24 protein-coding genes are annotated in these 18,019 nt (G+C 40.6%); 7 read left to right on the forward strand and 17 right to left on the reverse strand.

The genetic code is table 11. The annotated features are described in order from the left end of the window. Positions 1-42: 42 nt before the first annotated feature. From WYK_RS07200 to WYK_RS07210, 3 genes are all read right to left on the reverse strand, one after another. On the reverse strand, positions 43-2,343 hold the full coding sequence (locus tag WYK_RS07200) for a DNA internalization-related competence protein ComEC/Rec2 (RefSeq protein ID WP_040373866.1): 2,301 nt from the start codon (positions 2,341-2,343) through the stop codon (positions 43-45). A gap of 14 nt (positions 2,344-2,357) precedes the next feature. Next, positions 2,358-2,918 (reverse strand): ComE operon protein 2, encoded by a 561-nt coding sequence (locus WYK_RS07205; protein ID WP_040373867.1) that lies wholly within the window; start codon positions 2,916-2,918, stop codon positions 2,358-2,360. Between the two features lie 73 nt (positions 2,919-2,991). Beyond that, the gene (locus WYK_RS07210; RefSeq protein WP_040373868.1) at positions 2,992-3,612 is read right to left on the reverse strand and encodes a helix-hairpin-helix domain-containing protein; all 621 of its coding nucleotides are present in this window, start codon (positions 3,610-3,612) and stop codon (positions 2,992-2,994) included. 87 nt (positions 3,613-3,699) lie between these two features. On the opposite strand from WYK_RS07210, the gene comER reads away from it, so the two are divergent. Further along, a complete protein-coding gene (gene comER / locus WYK_RS07215; protein WP_040373869.1) occupies positions 3,700-4,527 on the forward strand; it encodes a late competence protein ComER in 828 nt (275 codons plus the stop codon). 439 nt (positions 4,528-4,966) lie between these two features. Continuing rightward, positions 4,967-5,110: a hypothetical protein gene (locus tag WYK_RS24885; RefSeq protein WP_161629118.1), complete on the forward strand. Its 144-nt coding sequence runs from the start codon at positions 4,967-4,969 to the stop codon at positions 5,108-5,110. Between the two features lie 32 nt (positions 5,111-5,142). On the opposite strand, the gene WYK_RS07220 is transcribed toward WYK_RS24885, so the two are convergent. From WYK_RS07220 to WYK_RS07255, 8 genes are read right to left on the reverse strand one after another with little or no spacing between them, the layout of a single operon-like run. Then, complete coding sequence (locus tag WYK_RS07220; protein ID WP_040373870.1) at positions 5,143-5,889, reverse strand: class I SAM-dependent DNA methyltransferase; 747 nt, start codon at positions 5,887-5,889, stop codon at positions 5,143-5,145. After that, positions 5,886-6,239, reverse strand: coding sequence for a ribosome silencing factor (rsfS, locus tag WYK_RS07225; RefSeq protein WP_040373871.1), 354 nt, complete (start codon positions 6,237-6,239; stop codon positions 5,886-5,888). Before rsfS ends, WYK_RS07220 begins: the two co-directional genes overlap by 4 nt. Beyond that, a complete protein-coding gene (yqeK, locus tag WYK_RS07230; protein ID WP_040373872.1) occupies positions 6,236-6,811 on the reverse strand; it encodes a bis(5'-nucleosyl)-tetraphosphatase (symmetrical) YqeK in 576 nt (191 codons plus the stop codon). The genes rsfS and yqeK overlap by 4 nt, the downstream gene beginning before the upstream one ends. After that, positions 6,801-7,370, reverse strand: a complete 570-nt coding sequence (locus tag WYK_RS07235) for a nicotinate-nucleotide adenylyltransferase (RefSeq protein WP_040373873.1) — start codon at positions 7,368-7,370, stop codon at positions 6,801-6,803. Before WYK_RS07235 ends, yqeK begins: the two co-directional genes overlap by 11 nt. Positions 7,371-7,380: 10 nt before the next feature. Continuing rightward, entirely contained in the window at positions 7,381-7,671 is a 291-nt protein-coding gene (gene yhbY / locus WYK_RS07240) for a ribosome assembly RNA-binding protein YhbY (RefSeq protein ID WP_040373874.1), read from the reverse strand. After that, positions 7,665-8,507: a shikimate dehydrogenase gene (gene aroE / locus WYK_RS07245; RefSeq protein WP_040373875.1), complete on the reverse strand. Its 843-nt coding sequence runs from the start codon at positions 8,505-8,507 to the stop codon at positions 7,665-7,667. Before aroE ends, yhbY begins: the two co-directional genes overlap by 7 nt. A gap of 16 nt (positions 8,508-8,523) precedes the next feature. After that, a complete protein-coding gene (gene yqeH / locus WYK_RS07250) occupies positions 8,524-9,633 on the reverse strand; it encodes a ribosome biogenesis GTPase YqeH (protein WP_411837410.1) in 1,110 nt (369 codons plus the stop codon). Continuing rightward, positions 9,630-10,151 carry a YqeG family HAD IIIA-type phosphatase gene (locus WYK_RS07255; RefSeq protein ID WP_040373877.1) on the reverse strand — a complete coding sequence of 174 codons (522 nt, stop codon included), beginning with the start codon at positions 10,149-10,151 and terminating at the stop codon, positions 9,630-9,632. Before WYK_RS07255 ends, yqeH begins: the two co-directional genes overlap by 4 nt. 457 nt (positions 10,152-10,608) lie before the next feature. Between WYK_RS07255 and WYK_RS07260 the strand changes: the two genes are divergently transcribed. Then, positions 10,609-10,749 carry a sporulation histidine kinase inhibitor Sda gene (locus WYK_RS07260; RefSeq protein WP_040373878.1) on the forward strand — a complete coding sequence of 47 codons (141 nt, stop codon included), beginning with the start codon at positions 10,609-10,611 and terminating at the stop codon, positions 10,747-10,749. Between the two features lie 42 nt (positions 10,750-10,791). On the opposite strand, the gene WYK_RS07265 is transcribed toward WYK_RS07260, so the two are convergent. Continuing rightward, positions 10,792-11,571, reverse strand: a complete 780-nt coding sequence (locus WYK_RS07265) for a phosphatidylserine decarboxylase (RefSeq protein ID WP_040373879.1) — start codon at positions 11,569-11,571, stop codon at positions 10,792-10,794. 123 nt (positions 11,572-11,694) lie between these two features. Between WYK_RS07265 and pssA the strand changes: the two genes are divergently transcribed. Then, positions 11,695-12,231 carry a CDP-diacylglycerol--serine O-phosphatidyltransferase gene (gene pssA, locus WYK_RS07270; RefSeq protein ID WP_040373880.1) on the forward strand — a complete coding sequence of 179 codons (537 nt, stop codon included), beginning with the start codon at positions 11,695-11,697 and terminating at the stop codon, positions 12,229-12,231. 42 nt (positions 12,232-12,273) lie between these two features. Here the strand turns inward: pssA and WYK_RS07275 are convergent, their stop codons facing one another. After that, entirely contained in the window at positions 12,274-14,070 is a 1,797-nt protein-coding gene (locus WYK_RS07275; RefSeq protein ID WP_040373881.1) for a M3 family oligoendopeptidase, read from the reverse strand. Positions 14,071-14,241: 171 nt separating this feature from the next. On the opposite strand from WYK_RS07275, the gene WYK_RS07280 reads away from it, so the two are divergent. From WYK_RS07280 to WYK_RS26290, 3 genes are all read left to right on the forward strand, one after another. Beyond that, the gene (locus WYK_RS07280; protein WP_040373882.1) at positions 14,242-14,532 is read left to right on the forward strand and encodes a hypothetical protein; all 291 of its coding nucleotides are present in this window, start codon (positions 14,242-14,244) and stop codon (positions 14,530-14,532) included. Between the two features lie 227 nt (positions 14,533-14,759). After that, positions 14,760-15,137, forward strand: coding sequence for a MerR family transcriptional regulator (locus WYK_RS07285; RefSeq protein WP_152526430.1), 378 nt, complete (start codon positions 14,760-14,762; stop codon positions 15,135-15,137). Between the two features lie 28 nt (positions 15,138-15,165). After that, positions 15,166-15,471, forward strand: coding sequence for a TIGR04104 family putative zinc finger protein (locus tag WYK_RS26290; RefSeq protein WP_081704802.1), 306 nt, complete (start codon positions 15,166-15,168; stop codon positions 15,469-15,471). A 52-nt stretch (positions 15,472-15,523) separates the two neighbouring features. On the opposite strand, the gene sigK is transcribed toward WYK_RS26290, so the two are convergent. The 4 genes from sigK to WYK_RS24495 all read right to left on the reverse strand — a co-directional run bounded on the left by sigK (position 15,524) and on the right by WYK_RS24495 (position 17,676). Then, a complete protein-coding gene (sigK, locus tag WYK_RS07290) occupies positions 15,524-16,240 on the reverse strand; it encodes an RNA polymerase sporulation sigma factor SigK (protein WP_040373884.1) in 717 nt (238 codons plus the stop codon). A 481-nt stretch (positions 16,241-16,721) separates the two neighbouring features. Beyond that, positions 16,722-16,859 (reverse strand): YrzI family small protein, encoded by a 138-nt coding sequence (locus WYK_RS23850; RefSeq protein ID WP_081704803.1) that lies wholly within the window; start codon positions 16,857-16,859, stop codon positions 16,722-16,724. Between the two features lie 125 nt (positions 16,860-16,984). After that, on the reverse strand, positions 16,985-17,122 hold the full coding sequence (locus WYK_RS23855; RefSeq protein ID WP_152526431.1) for a YrzI family small protein: 138 nt from the start codon (positions 17,120-17,122) through the stop codon (positions 16,985-16,987). A 353-nt stretch (positions 17,123-17,475) separates the two neighbouring features. Beyond that, the gene (locus WYK_RS24495; protein WP_152526432.1) at positions 17,476-17,676 is read right to left on the reverse strand and encodes a hypothetical protein; all 201 of its coding nucleotides are present in this window, start codon (positions 17,674-17,676) and stop codon (positions 17,476-17,478) included. Between the last annotated feature and the right edge of the window lie 343 nt (positions 17,677-18,019).

Raw genomic sequence — 18,019 nt, forward strand, 5'->3', positions numbered from 1 at the left:
TGCAGTCTCTTTTATTTTTTTCTCGTTTCTGATACTGACATCCTATGGCAGTTGTGTTGAAAAGGTTCCAGTACTATTTTTAAAACGATACGTAATCGCACCATGGCTGTCAGTTCGAAATATTTTCACTCCGTGTTTAGTAAAGACATCAAGAACCTCCTGATGGGGATGGCCATAACGATTATTCTTTCCAGCCGAAATAATACTCACTTTAGGCAATATCGTTTCCACCAATTCTGCTGAAGATGCTGTCTTACTTCCATGATGGCCCGCCTTCAGAACATCTGCCCGGAGCGTTGGAAAGGAAGCAATAAGCTCTGGTTCTCCCTCAATGCCAAAATCACCTGTAAACAACCAAGTTAACCCGCCCATTTTTGCATACAACACAATTGAAGCATCATTGGTATTTTCTTCTTTTTTATATGGATGAAGTACCTGAAAACTCACGCCGCCAGCTTCCCATACCTCTCCCCGCTTAAGTGTCTGAATGGGAATGTCCTTTGATTTCGCCACTTCCACAAAATCCTTACCTAAATAGTCACTTTCACTTTCTCTCCCAATTACAATACTTTTCACAGGAATATGTTGTAGAACCTCACTGGCACTTCCAATATGATCCGCATCTGGATGGGTCAAAATTAACTTATCAAGATGATGAATGCCTTTACTTTTTAACAATGGAATAATTATATCTTCAGCTGTATTATACGTTTTACGCCGTTCCATCCATGCTTCCTGATTAAATGCAATACTGCCTCCAGTATCAATTAAGTAATTACCACGATTAAAGGGGAGTTTAATAAAGATACAATCACCTTGACCAATATCCATAAACAGAATTTCACCAAAGGGAGATAGTTTTTGGATATTGTATTGAATAATAAGGAGTGAAATGAGCAAATAGCGAACTAATTTACTGTACTTTGACTGTGTATCCCAACAAATGAACAAACCAAGAACCGCGACTACAAGGAGCAGTAAAATCCAAAAAACTGGTTTTCCGAATGTCATGGAAGCAAGCGGAATATGTACAACTAGATCCGCAATTCGATTGCACAGTAAAAATGTACCGTTTAACACATACAAGAAAGGGTCAGCTAGCGCCGTCGACACTAAATGTAATAAGAGCACAACGATCGAAAACGGCAGCAAAATACTTGAATAAATGGGGACAAATAAAACGTTCAGAAAGATCCCAAGCAGCGATACCTCAAAAAAATTATAAAGGAGGACGGGTAATGCGGCCAACTGACAAATCACACTAATCACTAGCAGCTGCACAAGCTTATTGGAGTAGCGTTGAATCATACCGCCTGACATAATAATAGAAAAGGCCACGGAAAAAGAAAGCTCAAAACCAATGTTATAAAGAAAATAGGGGTTATATAAAAGGAGGAGTAAGTAGATCGATGCGATGATTTCCCCTGCAGTTAGAGGCTTTTTACTAAGTGAAGCAGCAAAGAAGAGCATAGCCATAAAACACGATCGAAGAACAGAGGGGCTTGCACCAGAAAGGACAATATAGATAGGCAGAAGCAAGAGCATAATGAGCGTCATCCGCTCTCTAGTCACCCCTACCCGTATACCTAGATAAAATAAAAATCCAGCAAGGAAACTGACGTGAAGACCTGAAATAGCGAGCAGATGCACAAGACCAAGACGCTGGTAGGTAACCAATTCATCTTCATCGATCCACTTCTGATCACCAAATAACAAGGCGTTTACAAACCCACTTGACTCTTTTGGGAAGTGCTCATTCACATAAATAATAGCCTCACTTCTGAAATCGCGAATACTCTGCACAAACGTTTGTTTTGCCGCACTGCATGTAGGTAACGAAAGTGTGTCAGCTTTAAAAATCCAATAAATCGAATGCAATTCGAGGTATCGCTTATAATCAAAGCCGTTTGGATTGCGTCTTCTCTCTGGTTTAGCAAGATTCCCTGTTATTGGACAGGAAACTCCGAATTTCAAACCAGCTTGCAGCTGTACTTTCTCCTGTTCAGACTTGATTTTATATTGAAGCATCAGCTGTTCGCCTGTTAGGGTATCGACCTTCCCTCTTAGGATATTTCCATCAATATCAGGCTGATCAGTAAAGTAAACAATCTGCTGGGTCTCAGTCCCTGAGAAGGTCGTAACATTTCGATGATTGTTCCAAGAAGCAACCAGTACGAAAATGATAAAAATGAGGAAATAATAGAAGAGGTGATTCATTCGTTGAGTAAGAAAGAGGAAAAGAAAATAGAGGAGGATACATGTAATGGACTTCCAGCCTGGAAAAGAAATAACCGCCACGCCTAACGTGGCGGAAAATGCTGCCATAATTAACGATTTGGCCATCTAGACCTCCTATCTTATTCGTGGGAAAATAACTGTTCTGCTTGCTCTTTAAGGGCATTAACTTTCTCTTGATCACCTTTTTCCGCGAGTTCTTCCAGCAATTGATGAATAAATTCCTGCTTTTCTTCGCGTTGAAGATCAATAATATTTTTCGTATGCACTTGTTTTACTTTAACGCCTGCCTGAGCAAATAATTCCATTGCATAGGGATGATTTTTATAATCAACAGCGTAATACACCGCCTTAACCCCTGCTTGAATCAACGACTTGCAACACTGCAAACATGGGAAGTGAGTAACATAAATCGTTGAACCCTCCGTCGGCACACCGAACTTGGCACATTGGATAATCGCATTCATTTCAGCATGGATCGTCCGAACACAATGATTGTCGATTACATAGCAGCCATCATCGATACAATGTGTACCACCGGCAATAGACCCGTTATAGCCTCCAGCAATAATTCGGTTATCCCTTACAATTGTTGCCCCTACTGTCAACCGTGTACATGTGCTTCGTAATGCTAATAAATGGCTTTGCGCCATGAAATATTGGTCCCAGCTAATTCGGTTCATGTTGTTCTCCCCTTTACAAAGTAAACTGATTCTTCTTCATTTTACCTTGTCCATTCTCTTTTGGGTAGAGCCGTTACTTAATCGTAATTGAATCCTGCAGCTTTTCAAAGGTCTTGTCTCCAATACCGGAAACATTTTTCAAATCTTCTATCGACTGAAATGGACTCTTTTCTCGATATTCGATAATCGCAGCTGCTTTAGAAGGACCCACTCCTGTTAAGGTCATAAGTTCAGTTTCTGTTGCTGTGTTCAGATTGACCATACCATCCTCATTCCCTCCTACCGCCGCTCCGCTTACTGTAGCGGCAGCGTTCTGTGGGAGTGTCTCCGCTTCCTCGCCAATCTTCGGTACATAAATCACCATCTGATCCTCGACCAACTGAGCAAGATTTACCTTATCTCGATCTGCATCTGGATGAAATCCACCAGCATCATCAATTAAATCGATTACCCTGTCTCCGTCATCAGCAATAAATACACCTGGTAACTGAACGGCTCCTTTGACATCAATTTTAATAATTGATGGTTTTACTTCCTCAGCTGGACTTTCCACTTGCTCCACTGCAGGACTTGCCGCAAAAAGCGGTTCCTCCGTAATAGAAGAATCCGATTGTTGATAGAAGAAATAACCCGTAACAGCAGCCAAACCTGCTACTATTCCAGCAATTACTTTTTTATTTTGTAAAATATCCATCTTTTAACCTCCATAGATATAACATAATTACAACATTTGTTTCATATTTTTAGGTGAAGTACCGCTGAAATGAGAGGGGTGGAATGATTGAAAATTGGAGTAATCGGAACAGGGAATATGGGGTCAATATTACTTGAGGCTTTTCTTGAAGCTGAATTAGTGGAAGAAAAAGATATTTGGGTCACCAATCGAACACCTAAAAAGGCACTTGCCTTGCAGAATAAATATCCAGACATAAATGTTACCTACACCGCAGAGGAACTCGCCCAAACCGCAGATTTACTTTTCATTTGTGTAAAACCATTAGATTCCAATCGCCTCCTTACAGGAATTAAGCCTTATTTAACCCAGAAAAAATGCATAGTCAGTATTACCAGTCCAATATCGGTTAACCAGCTAGAATCACTAATATCCTGTTCCTGCGCTCGTTTTATTCCCAGCATCACAAATCGCGCCCTGTCCGGCGTATCTTTACTGAGCTTCGGAGAATCGTGCAGTACGGAATGGGAACAAATAATTACTAACTTAGCACAGGGAATTTCAACACCTGTACTCATCGAAAACGAGGTAACACGTGCTGCATCTGATATTGTTAGCTGCGGACCAGCCTTTATCAGCTTTCTCGCCCAAGCATTCATTGACGGAGCCGTTCAAACAACGCCAATCGATAAAAAAACAGCCACACTGCTTACAGAAAAAATGCTGATCGGAATGGGGGACTTATTGCAGAAAGGAATTTACACACTCCCTGCACTGCAAGAAAAGGTCTGTGTCAAAGGCGGAATAACCGGTGAAGGAATAAAAGTACTAGAAGCACAAACAGGGGACATGTTCAATAAATTATTCGAAGCTACCCAAGAAAAGTTTGCAGAAGACCTAGAGGAAATCGAAAAACAATTTGACCTCAAGTACTAATAAAGATTCGCAAGTAAAGGCCGAAATTCCTGCCTCCACTTGCGAATTTTTTCATTATTTTTTAGACTTGATAACCAGCTGACCTCGAGCTTTCCATAGGGGGTATTTTTCCTGTTTTCGATCTTATTTAGCAATTAATCCCGTCTGATATGCTCGTATTCCCGTCTAGAGTATGCATAATCCCTTCTGGACATAAGGTATTCCCGTCTTAGGGATGCTTATTCCCGTCTGGGCATTATTTTCAGGCAAGAAATACCCAATGGGGTATGGCGATTTGAATCTATATTTAAAATGTGTCGCTATTATTTATTGCCCTTTCCCTTTGGCTAGTTATCTCTGATTGTTAATCCACTTTAATTACACGTTTTGGTCTCTCTAAAAAAAAGGATTTCTCTTCCCGCAAAGCGAAATAGTTTAAAAAGGATTTGGAGGGTTGGATGTGTGGGTATTTATAAGTATGACGGGGGCTGGTCTGCTTTTAGCTCTGCCGAGTCTTATTTATGGTTCAAGAAAACCGGCTGATGATAACGAGATAGAAATCGATACGTTGAGCAATGAGAAAACTCCAAGCAAAAAGGGCTAAATAGTTTCCTATTCGGCCCTTTTTTTTGTGGATTATTTTTTTCTGGCGACAAACAATATGCGCTCGGTTTCTGCGTGCATGGGTTCGTCCTCAAGATCAGATAGAAGTTCAAGCACCTCAAAACCGGCTGCTTCTAGTAAGGCACGGTAATGGGAGGCTTGGTAGGTCCGCTGATAATGGAATTCATCAAAGCGGTCGTACATACCGCTTTCCTCATCACGAACGAAAAAGCTTAGTTCATGTTCAACGCTGTGTTCAGCTTCACCAGGGAAGCATTCCCAAATATACGATACGTCTTCATCTGATAAGGCAAAGGTTTGATTGGCGAAGACCTTTTCCATTTTATAAACAGAGTGGACATCGAAGAGGAAGAGTCCGTCTTCTCGGAGATGGGTATAAACTCCAGCAAACGTTTTGGAGATATCTTCTTCTTCGCGAAGGTAGTTAAGCGAATCACAAAATAACGTGACCGTATCATAGGTGCCTAAGCCTTCAAGTTCAGCCATGTTCTGCTGAAAGAATGAGAGGGAAAGTCCAGCATCAGCAGCCTTGTCATTTGCCATTGAAAGCATTTCTTCAGACAAGTCTACTCCAGCAACGGTAAAGCCGTGCCTTGCCAGTTCAACGGTGAATTCTCCTGTCCCACAGGCCAAGTCGAGCACGTGTTTGCCATCGACGTTATATTGCTCCATTTTTGCAAGCAGCAATTCGAGCCACTTCTCATATGGAGCATCCTTCATCAAGTCATCATAGACATAGGCAAACCGTTCATAACTCATAAATTCATGTCACTCAAATCTTCGATTGGTGCATCGCCCCAAAGGCGTTCAAGCTTATAATAGCCTCTTTCATCACGGTGGAATACATGAGCAATAACATCGCCAAGATCAACAAGGATCCATTTCGCTTCATCAAAGCCTTCCATCCGTTTAACTGTAACGCCGTTTTCTTCAGCCTTACTTTTCAGTTCGCGGGCAATTGCCTGCACTTGTTTATCAGAGTTACCGTGACAGATTAAGAAATAATCAGATATCAACGAAATCCCCTTCATATTAAGTACAACAATTTCCTCAGCACGTTTATCATCAGCAGCTTTTACTGCGGTTACGAGTAGTTCACGTTCAGTCATTCAATCTTCTCCTTAGTCTTCATGATTAAATCGTTATAAGAATGGAATGTATCAGGATAGACAGCCTGCTTCTTTTTCATTAGAAAAACGATCGTGTTACGCATGGCTTCAATAACTGCTTGATTTAGGCTGATTTTAGCTGTTTCCCGTACTTCATCAACCCCGGGAAACAATCGGCCAGGCTCAATATAGTCAGCCAAGTAAATAACCTTATCAAGCAGTGTCATACCGACTCTGCCTGAGGTATGGTAACGAATAGCATCTAGAATCTCCGTATTGGTTATTCCGGCTTCTTTTTCCACAAGATAGGCTCCGACCGGCGCATGCCAAAGCTCGCTATGAAAATCGAGCAGGGTTGACGTCATACCTTGTGAAACGATGATTCCGCGCATTTCATCTTTCGGACGAAATTTTGCATAATCATGGAAAATAGCAGCAAGCTCTGCCTTTTTAACATCTGCGCCATAACGATTCGCCAGCTCAATCGCTGCTTCAGTCACGCCAAGCGTATGCTGATAGCGACGCTCAGTCAATTGTTTTTCCACCAATTCCAAAGCTACCTCACGATTCATACAAACCATTCTCCTTTATATACTCCCGCACATTGTCCGGAAGCAGATATTTGGTGGTCTGGCCCGCTTTGATCCGTTTCCTAATCATCGATGAAGATAAATGCAGTTCAGGCATCTCTACCATCGTAATCGGATAGCGGGTCGATTCCTCATACCCTGGCCGTTTGACTCCAATAAAGGAAATCAATGTCACCAATTCATCGACGCCGTGCCAGTTAGGCAAATAGGCAATCATATCTGCACCAATGATAAAATAAAATTCGACCTCAGGCTCGCGATTTTTTAATAGTTTTACCGTATCGAGGGTGAAAGATGTCCCTTCACGTTCAATTTCTATATCTTCTACAAAAAAGCTCGGATCACCACTAATGGCATTTTCCAGCATTGACAACCTGTCCAGATTGGAGACCTGCTGCGTTTTCTGTTTATGCGGAGGTACATGATTGGGCATGAACCTAATTTCATCGAGGTTTAATGCATCCAGGACTTCATTCGCAATGATTAGATGGCCGATATGGGGCGGATCAAACGTCCCCCCTAGGATACCTACCCTTTTCATAGGCAACTCCTTATGGTAATTTAATTTGTTTATTTTCTCTTGATTCTTTATATAAAACGACCGTTAGACCGATTAACTGAACCAATTCAGCACGTGCTCCCTTAGCGAGTGCTTTAGCCACATCATGCTTATCTTCCTCACAGTTTTGCAGGATGCTGACTTTCAATAACTCGCGAGCTTCCAGCGCTTCACGAATTTGTTTAATTAAGTTGTCATTAACGCCGCCTTTTCCTACTTGAAAAATCGCGTTTAAATCATGAGCATTCGCTCGTAAAAATCGTTTTTGTTTACCAGTTAACATGTGGAGCCTCCTAATTTGTTCAAAACAATTTCTTTCATTCTTTGTGTATCCGGCATTATTCCCGTCCAAAGCTGAAAAGCAAGCGCAGCTTGATTGACTAACATATCAACACCGTTCTGTATCTCAGCGCCGTTCGCTTTCGCTTGAATCAATAATTTGGTTTCAAGCGGGTTGTAAATAACATCACTTACAAAGGCATTCTGTCTCAAATGTTTGCCGTCCAGCGGCATCGCATTCGTATCAGGACTCATTCCAGATGAAGTCGTCTGAATGATTAAATCATATTCACCCAAGGACTGCTCCGCTTCTGAAATCGTAAGAGCAGATGATTGTTTGGGATAAGGACAGTCAGCAATAAGCATTTCCGCACGAGCAAGCGTCCGATTAGCGATATCCACATTCGATACGCCCTCTTTCACCAATGTAAAGTAAATGGCTCTTGCCGCTCCTCCTGCACCAATAATCAAGGTTTTTTTCGACGTTAACTCTGTCCCTAATCGATCAACGAGCGAGAGATAAAAGCCTTCACCATCTGTATTATACCCTATATGGCGCCCATTCTTATAAATAACCGTATTAACGGCCCCAATTGCTCTCGCAAGATCGTCCACTTCATCAAGAAGCGGAATGATAGCCATTTTATGAGGAACCGTGACATTAAACCCGGATACTCCAACGGCCTTCAATCCTTTAATAGCATCTGGCAAGTTTTCTGACAGTACATGAAAATGATGATAACGGGCTTCAATATTTTCAGCCCCAAAGGCATCATTATGGATTGCAGGGGACATGGAATGCGCAATGGGATCACCAATAACACCGTAGATATGTTCCATTTCCCTTACCATCTCCTCAAATTAATGATTTACGAAGAATGACATTTACACCCTTCGGCACATAAGCAGCGACCTTAGCACCTGGTTCATTAACAGTTACCCAGCCAAGGCCGGAGAACACGATATCCATCTTACCTTCTTTAAGTGAAAATTCATGGCGGACCATCGTTGGAAACTCGTCCATTTGGTCGCGGCGCGGCGGATATAACATCTCACCAGCATGATTTTTATAAAGCTCATCAGCTTTTTCAAGCTTTGTCCGGTGTATCCCTAATTCGTTCGAGATATAACAAGTTAATGAGCGTCTTCCGCCTGAAAGGTAATCAAGGCGAGCCAGTCCACCGAAGAAAAGTGTTTGTTCTTCATTTAGTTGATAAACTTTCGGTTTAATCTCTTTTTTCGGCGTAATCAGCTTTAGGTCACGCTTATCAACGAAGTGAGCCATCTGATGATGATTGATGATACCTGGTGTGTCGATCAGAGCAGTCCCATCATCAAGAGGGATTTCAATGATATCAAGCGTTGTTCCAGGGAAGTGAGAAGTAGTAATAATATCAGCTTCTCCACTCACTTCTTTTATTAAGCGGTTGATGAATGTAGACTTACCAACATTCGTACAGCCTACCACGTATACATCTTTGTTTTTACGGTAGTTCTCGATTGCTTCAGCGGCCTCAGAAATGCCGTTGCCTTTTTCAGCACTAACCAGCAGCACATCCACCGGGTTTAATCCCAATTCTCTCGCTGATTGTTTCATCCAATGAATTAATCGATTATGTTTAATTGATTTAGGTAGTAAATCTACTTTATTACCGATCAACAAGACATCATTATTTCCTGCAAAACGATTTAATCCAGGCAGCCAGCTGCCATTGAAATCAAAAATATCAACGATTTTAACAATCAATGAATCCGTTTCGCCCACTTTGTTAAGAATCTTTAAAAAGTCATCATCAGTTAACGACACGTCTTGGACTTCATTATAATGTTTCAGTCTAAAGCAGCGCTGACAAATGATTGACTCTTTTTCCAATGCCGATGTCGGAGCATAGCCTAACCCTTTCGGATCTTCGGTCTGCACATGCACACCACATCCAATACATAATATTTCTTCTTGGTTGCTCAATTGTTGTCCTCCCATTCTATCATTCCTTTACGCTTTAAATAACGTAAAATTCTTCGTTCAATTCTGCGATTCATTTTCGTCCAGAATCCGTCCGTTTTAGCCACAGGGACCACTAAAATCGTATGATAACCCCCTCGATTTCCACCGAGTATATCTGTTAACAGCTGGTCACCAATAACCACTGTTTCCTCACGATTAATTCCCATTTCAGCTGCAGCACGGTGAAAAGCACGGCGAAAAGGTTTTCGAGCTTCGAAAATAAACGGGATTTGAAGAGGGTCAGCGAAGGACTTAACTCTTATTTCCTTATTATTAGAAACGATTGTCACTAAAATTCCCTGCGCACGCATTTCTTCGAACCAAATAATCAGTTCAGGAGTCGCTAATGGTCTGTCCCACTCAACAAGCGTATTATCGAGATCCGTTATAATCCCTTTAATTCCTTTGGCCTTTAATTCGTCAGCCTTTATATCAAAAATGCTCTTGGCATGTTCACTAGGCATAAATTGTTTAAACATGGACTCACCTCTCAATATTTCCGAGTATTTATTGTCTTCCATCATATCCAATTTTTCATCATTATTCAAAGAAAGTCCTGAAAATTGTCGTATTCTAATTATGTAGTTCATACCCTTTTATACGGTATTTAGACCCACCGGAATATCATTTTCAGCAAAATTTAATGATACCATAAATAGTGCTTAATAGGGAAAAAGTTTCGACAAAAAACTGCATTTATGTGATTGTGGATAACTTTATGCACATTATCCACCCTGATTGGTATAGAAAATTACCATTTATAAACAACTTAACCACAAGTTATCCACGGGTAGATGTGGATAACCGGAACGATTGTTCTCCAGGATTAATTCTGATAAAGTAAAGATACAACAAAGGGAACGTACCAATATATGCGACACTAACAAGAATATTCCATAAATATATGGAGGTGAATCGCCGCTATCGGCAAACAAAATGAATAAACTATCTGACGATTTGTTGATTGAATCCTATGTTAAGGCCCAAAAACTAAAGCTAAGTATTGATTTTATCAGCTTGATTGAGATCGAAATTCGGAGAAGGTCTTTAACACATAAAATCAATGTGGATTTTTAACCCTTAACCTGGCCTGATAATATCAGGCCGCTTTTTTTGCCTTTATCTTAAGTGCCCCAGCGTTTGTCCAAGCCGAACTTCAGCAGGAAGTTGTATGTCCTGAAGTGGTTCAAATGTTCCTTGTTCAAATAAAAGCACGACTGTTGAACCAAAGCTGAAATAGGCCATCTCCTGACCCTTTGCCAGTTCTTTTGCTTCCTCCGTAATAACGATTGAATTGATAAACATCGCACCAACCTTCACAACGGCAAGATGACCAAATTGATGCTGCATTTCCGTAATGTGACGGTAATTTTTCGAAAGCGGTGCTTGTCCATACTTCATCCCTAAACGATTAACAGGATACGATTTCTGCCCAAGTACCCATCGATTATTGACCGTGCCAGTTACCGGAGAATGAATACGGTGGTAATGACTCGGACTTAAATAAAGGACCATATATGTACCGCCAAGATACTTAGGCAATGCCTCACTATTCCCTAGCATTTCCTCAATCGAATAAATTTTATCCTTCACAACAATTTGTTTATCAGCGTTAATCTCTCCAATGTCTTCAAATACACCGTCAACGGGGCTGACCACTGCAGAAGCGTCCTCAGTGATATGTCTCGAACCCTCTTTTAACGTACGAGTAAATAAATCATGAAGTGTATTAAATGAAGAAATCTCTTCTTTGCTTTCCTCTTTATTTATATTAAAAACTTTTACAAATGAAGGAATCAACGGTTTACTTAATTTCGAATCAGCAAACCTTTTCAGCGCGCCTGAAGTGATTCGTCCATTCGTCAATTCAATAAAAAATCTATATAGAGATTGGTACAAAAATCAACACCACCATCTGTAAAATTATGCAAAAACCATTTGCATATTCTGTCATACGTAAAATATTATTATATAATATAGGTTTATTCAAAGTATAACTTGTTTCAAGAAAGGAGGGTACATTTGTTTAATCACGCACTGGATCAAACGGTAAAAAAACTGAAAGCCCAACTTGCAAACATACTTACCTTAGTCAATTTATCCCTTGGCGGATATGCAATTATAGCGATTATAAATAATCAGTTAAACCTGGGTTTATTACTAATCTTTCTTGCAGCGCTTGCTGATCGTTTCGATGGAATAGCAGCCAGGAAATTCAACTGTGAATCAGAACTTGGAAAACAACTCGATTCTATGTGTGATATCATTTCCTTTGGTGTCGCTCCTGCCCTTCTATTATATCAAGGCCTTTTAGTTGAATTGGGTGCTCCAGGTACCTTTTTTGCCGTGTTTTACATTGGCTGCGGTGCCTTCCGCTTAGCTAGATTTAATATTTCTGAGAACAATGGGTTTTTCACTGGAATGCCGATTACAGTAGCAGGATGTTTAGCCACGTTCAGTTTTCTGTTTATCCCGCATGCCCACCCCGTGTTCTTTCTTTGCCTGATCATTCTCTTGTCGCTCTTAATGGTCAGCTCCTTTACCTTTAAAAAAGTATAAAAAGAGCCGCTGGTATCAAAACCAGCGGCCCTTTCCATGCTTTTACGCTTCCTTAACTAACGGATTCGTTATCTCTAAGAATTCCTCAATATCCTTCAGACACGTTGACACGGCATTCTCCCAGAACGTACGCCCTGATAGATCTACTCCAAGGTGCTTACCAGCAAGGTCTTCTACATTCATCGAACCAGTATCCCGCAGCAGCGCCATATACTTTTCTTCAAAGCCTTTCCCTTCCTGAAGAGCCTTTTCATAAATTCCCAAGGAGAATAAATAACCAAATGTATACGGGAAGTTATAGAACGGCACATCAGAAATATAGAAATGGAGCTTTGATGACCAGAAACCTGGGTGATATTCACTAAGCGCTTCTCCATATGCCTCTTTTTGGGCATCTGTCATTAATTCATTTAAACGGGCAACACTGACTACCCCTGTTTTTCTTTCTTCATAAAAACGGGTTTCGAATAAAAAGCGGGCATGAATATTCATTAGTAATGCCACTGTCCGTTGAATTTTATCTTCAAGCAGCGCTAACTTCTCGCTTTCACTTCCCGCTTCCTTCACCGATGCATCCGCCACAATCATTTCGGCAAATGTTGAAGCTGTTTCAGCAACATTCATTGCATAACCACTGTTTAATGGATGCGTTTCTTTCAACGTGTGGGAATGGAACGCGTGACCCAATTCATGAGCAAGTGTAGACACATTTGATGGGGTTCCAGAATACGTCATGAAAATCCGTGATTGCCCGCTGATTGGGAAGCCCGTGCAAAAACCGCCTGGTCTTTTATTTGGACGATCTTCTGCTTCAATCCAGCTATCTTCAAAAGCTTTTTGTGTAAATGCAGCAAGCTCACTGCCGAATTTACCAAATTGCTTAGTAATGAACTCCGCACCTTCTTGATAGCTCATTTTGCTGGATTTCCCTGTTGCTGCAATCGGGGCATCCAGATCAGCCCAGCTTAAGCGTTCTACTCCTAGTAATTCAGCCTTACGGTTTAGGAATTTAACCAACGGCTCTTTGTTATCCGCAATTACACCCCACATACTATCAAGCGTTTCTTTCTGCATACGATTGATTTCAAGCGGTTCAGCCAATACATCTGTGCGACCATGTTTTTCATAAACACTCAAGCGGAATCCTGCCATGTGGTTTAGAGCTTTGGCAAACAACTCGCTCTTTTCACCCCATGCCTGTTCCCAAGCTGCGAAAATTTGTTTCCGAACTTGAGGATCAGCATCTGAGAACTTATTAGACGCCTGGCCTACAGACAGCTCTTCTCCATTAAAGGGAATTTTAATTGTGGCAACAATCGTATCGTACAACTGGCTCCAGCCATGATACCCGTCTATTGCAAGCTGATTAATTAACGACTCTTCTTCTACAGACAACTTATTCTTCGCCTGATCGCGGCGTTCAGTCAATATGTATGATAACTCGTTCAACGGTTCAGTTTTTAAGAGATCCTGAAAAAATGATTCATCAAGCTCAACCAATTTTTGATCCATTTTTGTCAAGACATTATCAAATGCCGCATACCCAGTGGTTAGAGCAGCTTCCCACTCCCTAGCCTTTGTATCCGTCATATCCTGAGCCCCTAAGCAACTCACAAACCCGCTGGCCTGTGAAAGAGCATATTTAAGAGTAGAAAATAGATCCACAGCACTTAGTAATAGCTGAGCATCTTTTTCCTCAGACTTCACCTGCCAGCTGTCAATCAGCCCATCAAACTCCAATATGTCCTTTTCCACTTGGTTCCAAAACGTTTCAAATTCCTGCGAGGAACTGCCTCCCTCAAAAAAAACATCTAAATCCCACGTCAATGAATACGACATCTATGTACCCCCTATATCTACTTTCTACTATTATATCTTTTTAGCGTGAATATTTCAAAAACTAATACTAAATCGCCATCATCATCAAATTTTTTGTCTATTTATTTTGCTGTTGGTTACTGCCTTTTGATGCTATTCTATGAATACTCTTTACTGCCGGGAGGGATGGAATTGAATGCGTTCGCCAAAGTGATGCTGGCCGTTTTTATTCTATTTTCAGTAAGTCAATTATCCCTGCATGAAAAAAATTTTGTGAAACCCATAGGAGTCGAAGATAACGAACAACTGGTAGCAGAATACATCGATTCGGCCATCCAGGCAACCCCCGTGCTGTCATGGAATATCCTATTGTTACCCGGACTTTTTTTATTTTTCACCCTATCCTTATCCAAACAAACCAGACTCACGATAAACCGCTCCCCAGTCTTTCATCAGGCAAATTACGTTAGCCACAACATTTGATTGGATCAAAAAATCTAACAATCAAAGGAGCAGATATCAATGTGGATGCGGTTTATAATGATTGGTACTTTCTCGCTTACGGCTGTCTATTTAATGACCTATCAAGTGATCTTTATCTATCACGCTGTGATTAATATGATGCGTGGACAATGAAGAAGGGAGGCCGGGATTTCTCGGTCTCCCTTTTAAAATGGTATAATTTTCATATCTGGAGAAAGGAGAATAAGATGGAAGAACAAAATGAGAAACTAAAAAATCCCCTTACACAGTGGGGACTAATTTTAGTTATAGTGGTGACCTTATGCGGCATTCTTTTTATTTTTTCAAATGACAAAGACCTGGATTTAAATCAGACTAATATAGAAGGCAAAGACGCCCAAAGCAAACAACTCGTAATGCGGGAAAAAGAGCTGGATCCGGAATTAAAATATGCAGACAAAGATTTATTAACACTCCCTGAGATGGCCGAGTATCTAGGCATCTCATCAGCTGAAAAATTCAAAGAAAACATTATATCATCTGAAGGCGAACCCAATGCCATGCCCCGCAAAAAAATAGATGGTGTGTATTACATATCAAAAAAAGAATTAGATGCTTGGTTCTGAGATTGAAATCAAATAGGAGGTTTAATCCATGCAAGAATGCACACAATGTCAAACCCCATTTAAGTGGAGTACAGTTTATAAATCACTTTGGTTCGCGTACAGTCCTATTCATTGTAATAACTGCGGGACCAAACATACAATCACATTTACATCTAGAATTATAGCAACGATTATGCTTGTAGTCCTTCCACTCTTGTGGATCAATTTCTCGTTAAATAAAATGACCTTTGACGCAACGATTAGTATTTCAATATTCATTTTACTTTATATCCTAGTGAGTTTATTTTCCCCTTTCTTAGTCCATTACAAATCAAGTTACTTAAAAGAATCATAAGGACTGTGAAAAAAGCATGAGGCTGCTGCTCCTCATGCTTTTTGTCTGTTTCTCAAGACTCCCTTTTCTTCTCTTTTTCGATCCGGTAAAACTCATGAAACATCTTCATCAATGCCCTCTTTTCAATCCGTGAAACGTAGCTCCGTGAAATTCCTAATTCCTTAGCAATTTCACGCTGTGTCTTTTCTTTTTTTAAATCAAGCCCGAACCTGCCGACAATGACTTCTTTTTCCCGTTCATCTAAGATACCGATGAACTTTTTAACCTTTTCAATCTCCATATTAAGTTGAATAGTATCGATTACATCCTCTGACTCCGATTTAAGCACATCAATCAGACTAATTTCATTCCCTTCCTTATCCTGACCGATTGGATCATGCAGGGATATATCCTTTTTGGTCTTCTTAGTGGCTCTTAGATGCATCAGAATCTCATTTTCAATACATCGGGCCGCATAGGTAGCAAGCTTTGTACCCTTGCCGTCGCTATAGCTTTCAATCGCCTTTATCAACCCTATGGTTCCGATAGAAATAAGGTCCTCCGTATCCTCCCCCGTATTATCAAACTTCTTAACGATATGCGCCACCAGACGCAAATTATGTTCGATCAGGAGATTTCGTGCATGCTCATCCCCTTCACTCATCAGCTTTAAGTATTTCTTTTCATCCTGTGCTGATAACGGCTGGGGAAAGGCATTATTCTTAACATAGGATACTAATAAGTAGAACTCCTTAATTAAATAACCAGCGGCTGCAAGTATTCCAGACATAGCTTCTACCTCCCGCTTTTTTGGAGTGCCCTTACCTTACCCTCATACCTATGCAGATTTAGGCTGGTTCGTGTCTGTACGATGAAAAAATCATTATAGAATAGAACATTTGGCCAGAGTTTCCAACACAAAAAAAGCTCATGCCTTTTTGGCATGAGCTTTTCCTATTTACTTACTCCGAGTCAACCGCCACTTCAGAAGAAATGACAATACCAATTACCGTTGCAATAACCAGACCCATTACGATTGAAAACATATCCGACACTCCCCTTATTAGTTTCTTACTATTAAGGTATCATGTATAATCTGTTTTCAACTGCTGTAGATTTGAACAATTTGCATCCAAAAAACGGCATTTTTGTGAAGAGAGTAAATCGTCGTTAACCGGTATCCTTCTTAACCCAGATACAACCTCTTGCTTCTATTAGAAAAATCCATCCTGCGATCCTCATTTTAACCTCCACCTTTCTTATAATCCATATTAGAATTTCCGATGCATATAAACCGCATCAATATGTTTTTCACGTAAGCGATCTACGCGTTCTTCGTTTACATACTCTGCTAGTGTTTTCGTTCTTTTCTTAAAAGTAATCGTAAAAAATAACATGTTAAAAGTCATGGATATTCACCTCCCTCAGCGAGGAGCAGTCACCACATTCACCGCTCCCAATATAAAGCATTTTGTCTTTAATCCCTTGATAAATCCCATAATTATTTCCTCCTTTTTATAATGTACTTGCTTAATTAATAATTGCGCTGCATGATAAATCGATCATGATGTGCTTGATAAAGCTCATGCACTCGTTCCTCATGTAAATAAGCTTCCTTTGTTTTTTTATTCTTTTTGACGGTAATTGTTAAAAATAATATATTCAGAGTCATGGTATCACCCCCCTTCACTGATGTCCCAAAAAAGGACACAAAAAGACCGCAGAATTATTCAAGCTTCTGCGGCAGACATAGAAAGGCCGCAGGAACTTAATTCTTCCTGCGGCCGGATTAATTGCATCATGAATTAATAGACATTACGCCTCAAATAAATTCTGCACCGTACAGGTCGAAAAGATATAGAGTTGAATAGCTGGCAACTGGAATCATCATAGTAGATAAAATCATTTTCTTCGACCTCCTTAGCAGTAATTTTTCCTTACTTGGTAAGTATATCCATAAAAGACGCTTTTGTAAACCCCCAATCGAACCCATTTTTAATTTTCTTTATTTTTACTCTGGCTGACTTATTTGCGGTCAAAAGAGTTACGTTCCTGATTAATGATCTCCAGATCCTCAGATGACACCTTTTTCTTAATGGCGAGGTGAAAACGTTCCGCACATAAAGCAGTCCAAACTGTACGGTACAACCTCCGTTCCGCACATACATCTACTGATTCCTCACCAAACGGCCACCAATCAGTAATCGCAGGTACTCCAATGAACACTCTCCTCCATTTTTCCCTGGCAGTTGTCCAAATAGTGTATCTTTCTCTTTTTCTTTCTTTTTGATTAGCTTTTTCCCGTTTAATTACGCATTCTGGGCAAAAACAGGCTGTTTTCTGATGGTTCTGCCTGGTTCGACCCAGGCTTTCTCTTTTTTTCACTCAAGATGAAGGCGGATTCTTCCCTAACTGATGTTGATTCTGCCCTAACTCGCATCTATTCTGCCCTAACGCTGCTTCATTCTCCTCCAACTCATCATCATTCGCCCCTTCCTTTATGAAGGTAATCAATCAAGATCAATCCACTGCCCGTACCAGCTTCTACGAGTTCTGGGGCTTATGAAAA

The organism is Peribacillus psychrosaccharolyticus ATCC 23296 (genome assembly GCF_000305495.1).
GTDB classification, from domain to species: Bacteria; Bacillota; Bacilli; order Bacillales; family DSM-1321; genus Peribacillus; species Peribacillus psychrosaccharolyticus.